At 41.4% G+C, this 7,788-nt stretch carries 6 protein-coding genes; 2 read left to right on the top strand and 4 right to left on the bottom strand.

Annotated elements, in window-relative coordinates:
* Positions 1-584: 584 nt before the first annotated feature.
* The 3 genes from F6J94_RS26160 to F6J94_RS26170 all read right to left on the bottom strand — a co-directional run bounded on the left by F6J94_RS26160 (position 585) and on the right by F6J94_RS26170 (position 2,873).
* Positions 585-1,112, bottom strand: coding sequence for a hypothetical protein (locus F6J94_RS26160; RefSeq protein ID WP_293045541.1), 528 nt, complete (start codon positions 1,110-1,112; stop codon positions 585-587).
* 485 nt (positions 1,113-1,597) lie between these two features.
* Positions 1,598-2,431: a cyclase family protein gene (locus F6J94_RS26165; RefSeq protein WP_293045544.1), complete on the bottom strand. Its 834-nt coding sequence runs from the start codon at positions 2,429-2,431 to the stop codon at positions 1,598-1,600.
* Between the two features lie 199 nt (positions 2,432-2,630).
* Positions 2,631-2,873, bottom strand: a complete 243-nt coding sequence (locus tag F6J94_RS26170; protein ID WP_070391881.1) for a hypothetical protein — start codon at positions 2,871-2,873, stop codon at positions 2,631-2,633.
* A gap of 62 nt (positions 2,874-2,935) precedes the next feature.
* Here F6J94_RS26170 and F6J94_RS26175 point away from each other — a divergent pair, with 62 nt between their 5' ends.
* Both F6J94_RS26175 and F6J94_RS26180 read left to right on the top strand, forming a co-directional pair.
* Positions 2,936-3,376, top strand: coding sequence for a secondary thiamine-phosphate synthase enzyme YjbQ (locus F6J94_RS26175; RefSeq protein ID WP_293045546.1), 441 nt, complete (start codon positions 2,936-2,938; stop codon positions 3,374-3,376).
* 245 nt (positions 3,377-3,621) lie between these two features.
* Positions 3,622-5,070 (top strand): hypothetical protein, encoded by a 1,449-nt coding sequence (locus F6J94_RS26180; protein ID WP_293045549.1) that lies wholly within the window; start codon positions 3,622-3,624, stop codon positions 5,068-5,070.
* Positions 5,071-5,522: 452 nt separating this feature from the next.
* On the opposite strand, the gene F6J94_RS26185 is transcribed toward F6J94_RS26180, so the two are convergent.
* Positions 5,523-7,283 (bottom strand): choice-of-anchor I family protein, encoded by a 1,761-nt coding sequence (locus F6J94_RS26185; protein WP_293045552.1) that lies wholly within the window; start codon positions 7,281-7,283, stop codon positions 5,523-5,525.
* Between the last annotated feature and the right edge of the window lie 505 nt (positions 7,284-7,788).

Below are 7,788 nucleotides of genomic sequence, written 5' to 3' on the forward strand. Positions count from 1 at the left end.
CGCATCCCCAGGTAGGAACTTGAACACTCAAAAATAACGTAGTTCTCTGAGAACTTAGACTGGTCAATTATGAGCTTTTAACAAGCTCCCGCTATAGTCTGAAAAGACTTAGCGGTGAGTTATTGACCTTTGTGTCCTCTAAATTGAGCAATCGAGCTACTGCTCTTAGGTTAGATCTGTCTCTCGGCAGATAACATCTTCCATTGGTGACAAGTTAAGGAAAAAGATTCTTGACTTTTTTGGCTGAGTTGTTCTTTAAGGGTATTCAAAAAGTTATTACCCGTACTCAGACAGGCAAAGGACTTGCCAACTCGTCGGCAAGAACCTAAAAACATACAGTTTGCCCGCAGCCAATTTCAGGGTAAGCGCAAGAATCAATAAGCCTAGGCTTATTGATAAAAAAACCGCGCCATTCTCAACAAATTAATTCTATTGCGAATACAGTTCTACGAGATTATAGGGGTTTCGAGCCACGATCAACCGATATCCACCCAATCCACATTATGGGCAATTTTTTCTTGCGCTTACCCTGCAGCCAATTTGAGTACATTCGGATTGCTGAGACTTTAACCCTCTCAGCCCCATTAATATATTTTGAGTGGATCCCTTTCGAGGGTTATCGTGAGGGAAGGATTCGCTGCTCCACCTTTGGGATAGCTAATATGGATAGTTTTTTTATTCCCTTCTTGTCCAACTAATTTTTTGCTTGTCGCAGCTAAATTAAACCACCTTGAGCCACTTGGTGACCAAGAATGATAGGCAATGGCTAAATAGTTTGGTTTATCCTCGTCATTAGAATAGTAGAATGGAATGTAATTCATCTCATCACTCCTACGCCAAAGACGAACTGCATCATCACCATCAGACTTATCAGATGATGAAAGCTTATAAACTGAAAAAGCTTGCTCTTCTAGCTTATTCCCCCCAGGCATTCCAAGTTTATAGTTTATGGTAACTTGCATACCTGGTTCTAATTTGATAACTTGCAATTTTTCTGAGTCTACATTATTATCGTAAGCTAGTGCTATAGACGACACCATCAACAATAATTGATTTACCAACAAAGATACCCCTATAAACTTTAACTTTAAGGGGTTGGAAAATATATTCATGTTTTCTCCGATTAATTTCTGTTTTCCGCTCTAGAGAATCTTTGAGCTGTTCAATAACTTGGCAGCTGCGTCTCAATAGGGGCAGCACCAAGCGAATTTCTGCGGTATGGCTATTTTGGGTTCACTCAATAGTCCGACTGTCTCACTGTTAGGCTAAAGATACACCAAGCTCAGGCTAGTGTGTCCTTCACTTTGAGATTTAGTAATATTTTGTAACAACATGATTTACAAATAGCAAACAAACTTAAATTGTCACCAATAATCTCTTCCCATAGAATTATTTTACCGCGCTGCATCAAGAACATGAATCTACCAAAGCTTCCTAAATATATATAGGGCTTAGAGTTTTTGACCTTGTCTTGATGCAAAGCGCGAATGGGGGAAACCACCGCAGTTCCTCAAGACCGCGCTGCATCGCCACCAAAAATTCCTATATAATTTCTTGCCTCTTGCCTCTTGCCTCTTGCCTCTTGCCTCTTGCCTTACTAGGGAATAATTGCGAAGACCCTTGCTGGGAAACCAGAACCTTTGAGGGGCTTAGGAAACGTTACTATTGCGATCGCACCATACTCCGGCACCTGATCCAAGTTAGTCAGCAACTCTATCTGATACTTGTCTTGGCTGAGAATATAATTTTCTAGGGAATAGTCCCCTTGGCTAGTGGCAATTCCAGGGTCAGTATCAGTTGGTTCATGACCGGAAGCAGTAATGTAGCGTTCTTCGTACAGATATTTCAGTACTTCAGCACTCCAGCCAGGATAATGGGCAATACCATTAGCGTCAGCATTACGCATTTTGGTCATACTAGGCCAAGCTTTAGACCAATCCGTACGCATTGCGACAAATGCCCCTTCTGGCACCAAACCGTATTTCTGTTCCCAAGCTCGTACATCTTCCAGGGTAATTTGATAGTCAGGGTTCTGAATCACCTTGTCGCTGACATCGATTACCACCAGGGGTAGCACCATTTCACTAACCGGGATTTCATCCTGAAACCGTTTACCCCTGACGAAATGAGCTGGCGGATCAACGTGGGTACCCCACTGACCAGGAAGATTATAGCGCTGTACCAAAAATCCAGAGCCCTTGGTGCCAATCATCTCATCGTAGTAGTAGGTTGTGGTGCGTTTTTCAGGATCAAAGCCTGGCCAGTGGGGAATCTGGGGATGAAAGGTATGGGTTAAATCCACAAACTCATGGGACTTTAGTTCTGCTAATGTATCCCAAAGACTGGGGTAGTCAGCGGCTTGGGCAGTGCTTGGGTTCGCCAAACCGACTATGACAATCATGGTTAAGACCAACAAAGCTTTAAGCAACATGGCTCTTTCCTAGAAAAAGTCTGAAATAAAGTATCAAGGATTCAGGATAAACCATCAAGGATCAAGGATTATAGCGCTACGCACAAGGGCAAGAGGCAAGAGGCAAGAGGCAAAAGTTGACCTGCATTAGCTTTTGAGCTTTTATCAATGTCAAACACCTTAATGCTTAGTGCTATAAGACACTTACGCACTTATCTACTCAATTCGACGTCAAACGCTTAGAAATCTGGTTAATTAACCCACTCACAATTGCCCCAGCCATCAGCACGCCAATGGCGGGAGTAAATACTGGTTCCCAAAGGCTGTACCATAGTTCCAGTCCCAAGGGAATACCAACCGAACGACCAACCAATGCGATCGCAAACCAAAGAAAGCTCAATAAGACTAGAAAAACATCGAGCATTAAAATTTGGTTAAGCCAACGGAGCAATTGCTCTTTCATCTTCAAAAATTTCTGGTAATTTAGTTTAATTGTCAACGTTATTAGTTTATTGGTGTGCAGTCATGCTGGTCAAGAGTGAAATAATCGAACTTAAAACCCACGAACCTATTGCTATCTACAATATCACCGATTACATCAGCAAATTACTAGAGGTTACTGGGGTTAAAAACGGTCATGCTTTAGTCTTTTCCAGACATACAACTACTGCGTTAGCCATTAATGAATATGAAGAACGATTACTCGAAGATATCAAAGTCCATCTAAACAAGCTAGCCCCTAAAGATGGTAAATATCTTCATAATGACCTGCATTTAAGGATTGTACCTCCTGATGAGCCGATCAATGCCCACTCTCACCTAATGGCAATGATGCTAAACAACAGCGAATATATTCCTATTATTGATGGCCAATTAGCTTTGGGCACCTACCAATCGGTTTTATTCGTTGAATTAGATGGACCTAGAGACAGAACTGTTTTAATTCAAGTATCTGGTGAAACCTAAAAAATATCTTACTATAAATTGCCTGAAGGAGAACGGTTTAACTAAACACCATTATCCTAATAATAGATAATTATAGATAGAATGAGCTGAGCAAACCCTGTTAATATATTGGGATCAAAGTTGTGTTAAAATAGATAATATTGGACTGGCTCTCACTAAGAATGCTCTTCCTTCTAAGAAGGTGGAGTGTCAACATAGTTCTGTTTGAACTGATTGAAGTAAGTTGAGGGTACCCCATCGAAACTATGCCGAAATTCTGGTTTAGACTATACAGTAGCGCTACCATAGCATCACTTCTACTTGCCGCTGGCTTTTGGAAGACTACGCCACTGTACCATGCAGCAAACACACTACTCCCCTCACTAGCAGTATCCCCTGGCAATCAAGTAGTCGATCAGGGTTCTCCCCCAGCCTGCTCTGCTATTGATCCGATTACCAAGGGTATGAAAAAAGAACGAAGAGCAACTGCAATGGCACAATTAGCTCGATCAACAGAAGATTGGCATTTTGTGATCAATGAGTGGATTCAAGCCATTGAGGATTTGCAAGCTATCCCAGCAGACAGTCCTAAACGGATTTTTGCTCAAAAAAAAATTGCTGAATATATCAAGAACCTAGAGTTAGCGTACCTTGAAGCAGTAGCAACCACGTCATCCTTGCCCTTCTCTAGTTTTGATAACGACATATTTGATCACCAGTTGCGGCTTTATCTATCCTATATTGCTGCCGTTGGTAGACCTGACATTCTAATTGTAGGTAGTTCCCGGGCATTGCAAGGGCTTGATCCTCAGCAACTCCAAAAATCCTTAGGCATTTTAGGCAAAGGAGAACTAAAGGTTTTCAATTTTGGGGTAAATGGTGCCACAGCTCAATTTGTTGACTTCCAACTTCGTCAGCTCCTGACTCCAGAACAATTGCCACGGTTAGTGATCTGGGCTGATGGGGTGCGTGCCTTCAATAGTGGACGAGTAGACCGCACCTATGAATCCCTCGTCGCCTCTGAAGGATATAAACGTTTGCTGGCAGGCGATCGCCCCACACTTCCTAAAAGTCAAAAGGAATCAGCCAATACTTGCCAACCTATTTCTGAGTCTACTATTTCCAGTGTTACTACTAAAATTTATCAAAAATGGGCACCAGAAACTAGACTTTGGGCAACAGCGACCTTAACTTCAAATCGGCAACCTAGACCCTGCAACCTAGACCCTGCAACCTGCAACCTGCAACTGGTTTCAAAACAGTCAACTCCCGCCAACACTGGCTATAGTACTTTTGCCATCAATGCTAATGGTTTTCTCCCTATGAATGGCACCTTTAACCCAAAAATTTACTATCGGAGCCATCCACGAGTGTCAGGGAGATATGATGCCGATTATCAGCCCTTCAGTTTTGCTGGTAAACAGACTACTGCTGTCAATTCTATTAAAAGCTTTTTGAGGAAACAAAATATTCCTTTAGTGGTGCTTAACTTACCCCTTACCAAAGACTATTTAGATCCAGTGCGTCTGAGTCGTGAACAGAAATTACAGCAGTGGATGCTCAAACAAACTGGTGAAGGATTTATCTTTATCGATATGGGGAGGCAGTGGCTAAACCAAAATCAGTATTTTGCTGATCCGAGTCATCTGAATCAATACGGCGCAGCAGCAGTGGCTAGCGAGTTGGCCGCTAATCCCCAGATTCCTTGGCCTTGATCCAATTCATAACCCAATTCATTAATTTTGTACCCTCAATCACAAATTATTTTAGGGAGTAATCGGCAGATGGATTAATACCAATTTAAAACAGTTTTGGTACATTGATTAGATGAAATTTTGATAAAACTTAGATGAAATTTAGATTAAGTTTATTAGACTAAAGGCTGTGGTGTGTATTTAAAATTGACAATGTAATTATTCAAGTTTTGGGGTTGTTTTTGAAGCTATTTTGTGCATTTTTACAGTGGCATAACTCAAACTGTATTAAACAATCCAAATATGCTGATTTTTGCTGCCAAATTAACACGTTACAGAGTTTGTCAACCCCTACACCTAAATAATTACATAGACAATTAACGATTAACAATTAACAATTAATAATTAACGATTTACCTGCATACCAAGTGATTAAACTGGAGGAGATATTATTCCCCCAGTCTTCCTTGCCTTTAAAGGCTAGAGTCTTTACATGTTTTTGAAAGCTTTCGCTTCCAAGCGATAGACCCTAAAGCAATAAAGTTTAACAGACCCAATAGAGAACTTGGTTCTGGTACTTGTTCGATTGAATAGACAGTCGTTGTGCCACTGACCTCATTGTTAACAACTAGCATCGGTATGTCGTTGGGACTATCCTCTGCTGAGATGAAAAGCAATCCTTCAGGACCAAGATCCCCTGCTGTACCAGCCTCAGGATCCCCTAGGAAGTCGCGGTTGTTGATGTAATCCACAAAGAATGCATTTTCAGGATCGGTAACGTCATAGACTATGAAGCCACCAATTTGCTCAAAACCGATGAAGGCAAAGGTGCTACCGAATAAGTCAACCACGGTTATGCCCTGGGGTTCCGGACCTCTATTGTCGCTGCGGGTATCAAAGTTGTTTTCCTCAGCTTCAGCGTTGAAGAAATCTGGAAATAGGTCAGCAGTTATTTGTTCAAAAGCATCACCACTGTCAAAAACTAGCTCTAAGTCATCCTCTATTACCTTCCAAATTGAGAAGGAGCGTCCTCCAAAGGCAAACAGTTCGTCAAAGTCACCGTCTCCATCAGGGTCACCATTGATCGTTGACACTTGCAAACGTCCAAGAACATCATCTTCTTGTAAAGCGATCGCATCAGGGAAGGCAGTTGGGTCTAAGACTAAGTCATCTATCCGATCATCTTCCTGGAAAAACCTTACTTCTTCACCGTCTAAGTCACCCTCAATGCGGAGGAAATCGCCTTCGTTAGCAGTCACCAAGTAAGTTATGCCGTCAACGGTATAGACATCAAGTTGGTCTGGCTGGAATAACCCAAACACTGGCCTGTTTTGGATATTGATAGCATCGTCTCTATCGCTGGTATCTAAGCCATTATTAGGCTGACTGTGATCTTTGACACCGAGACCCACAACGTTAGTGAACTCATTAGTTTCTAGATTGAGAACACCAATGGCATTGTTTTCCTGGAGTGCTACCCAGGCAGTTTTACCATCGTCTGAGACAGTGATGTTTTCCGGTTGGAGATCCCGATCAGGGGTAATCGGAGACTGGAATAAATCCTCAATACCGAATTCCTCCTGGGATGAAGCCTCAAGTTCTTCCAATGCATCGACAAAGAGGTTAACTCCCTGGTTTTGGAGATACTGCTTTGAGAACGAACTAAAGTCTGCAGTCCTGACAGTAGGATGCTTCGAGTCAAGAAGGTCGATAATACTAACCGACCCCTTTGGATTAAGGATCTGACCTAAAGTCTCTGAGAAGGCTGGCTCTCCTTCATTGGCAACCAGTAACTTTGTGCCATCTGGGGTAAAGGTTACCGCGTCAGGCAAGGCACCAACCGTGACCGATGTTTTGAAGTTACCGTTGGTGTCAAAGAAAGCCACTGTTCCTGGATCAGTTCGCACTTCATTGGCTACGGAAACCGCTAGTAAGCCATTGGTAGAGGCAATACTCGTTGGTGTTGCCCCAAACGATTCCAGGGGAATGGTGGTGGATAACGAGAGGTTGCCTGCGACAAAGTCCAGGACATCCACTTGATTGCTACTAGCATTGGTAACGAATAACCTTTGGCTGAGTGGATCGAAAGTCGATATCTCCGCCGCCCCATCATCGAAGATTCCCGTGGAAAAGGTAGAAATCGGTGTGATGTTTAGGGAGAAGGCGGCGGCAGGTGATGTAAGTATACCCAACAGCAATGTTGAGTTAATGGTTGATTGTATGATATTAGGCATTTTTCTATGAGAAATAGATGGACTCTGATCTTTTACCATGGTGTTCCTTGCCCCGTCTAGGTATAGGAATACCTAGCTAATACTTTAAATGAAATGGTTATCATGTAATTTATGATGCAATTATGAGAAATTTTTTAAATCAGTGCTCAATTTCGTGTAGTTCTAGTAATTTTCACTGAAACTTCACCAAATCTTTACTGAAACTTCACAAAGTATTTAATCAATCTTTAAATAAGGAATCACCAAAGCCTGATGGGATCACTTTAATTTAAAACCTAATCCAACTTTGTTTCACGCCAAAATGGCGGGAATTTGCAGAATATTATTAACAAATCATACCATAGTTTTGGATATCTGATTAAGTTTTTATATAAAAAAATTATTATAACTCTGAATATTAATCATAATTACTAGTTTTTTTTATAGTTTTATATATAACCAACTAGCTATTGTGTATTTTTTTTTTTTTAACAATATATTAAATCTTATTAATGTATAGCAGAGT

The sequence above is a fragment of the Moorena sp. SIO1F2 genome (assembly GCF_010672755.1).
GTDB lineage: Bacteria > Cyanobacteriota > Cyanobacteriia > Cyanobacteriales > Coleofasciculaceae > Moorena.

Excerpts from the sequence above, each read along its gene's own strand:
- F6J94_RS26160 (WP_293045541.1), bottom strand. The coding sequence starts at position 1,112 with ATGAATATATTTTCCAACCCCTTAAAGTTAAAGTTTATAGGGGTATCT.
- F6J94_RS26165 (WP_293045544.1), bottom strand. The coding sequence starts at position 2,431 with ATGTTGCTTAAAGCTTTGTTGGTCTTAACCATGATTGTCATAGTCGGT.
- F6J94_RS26170 (WP_070391881.1), bottom strand. The coding sequence starts at position 2,873 with ATGAAAGAGCAATTGCTCCGTTGGCTTAACCAAATTTTAATGCTCGAT.
- F6J94_RS26175 (WP_293045546.1), top strand. The coding sequence starts at position 2,936 with ATGCTGGTCAAGAGTGAAATAATCGAACTTAAAACCCACGAACCTATT.
- F6J94_RS26180 (WP_293045549.1), top strand. The coding sequence starts at position 3,622 with ATGCCGAAATTCTGGTTTAGACTATACAGTAGCGCTACCATAGCATCA.
- F6J94_RS26185 (WP_293045552.1), bottom strand. The coding sequence starts at position 7,283 with ATGCCTAATATCATACAATCAACCATTAACTCAACATTGCTGTTGGGT.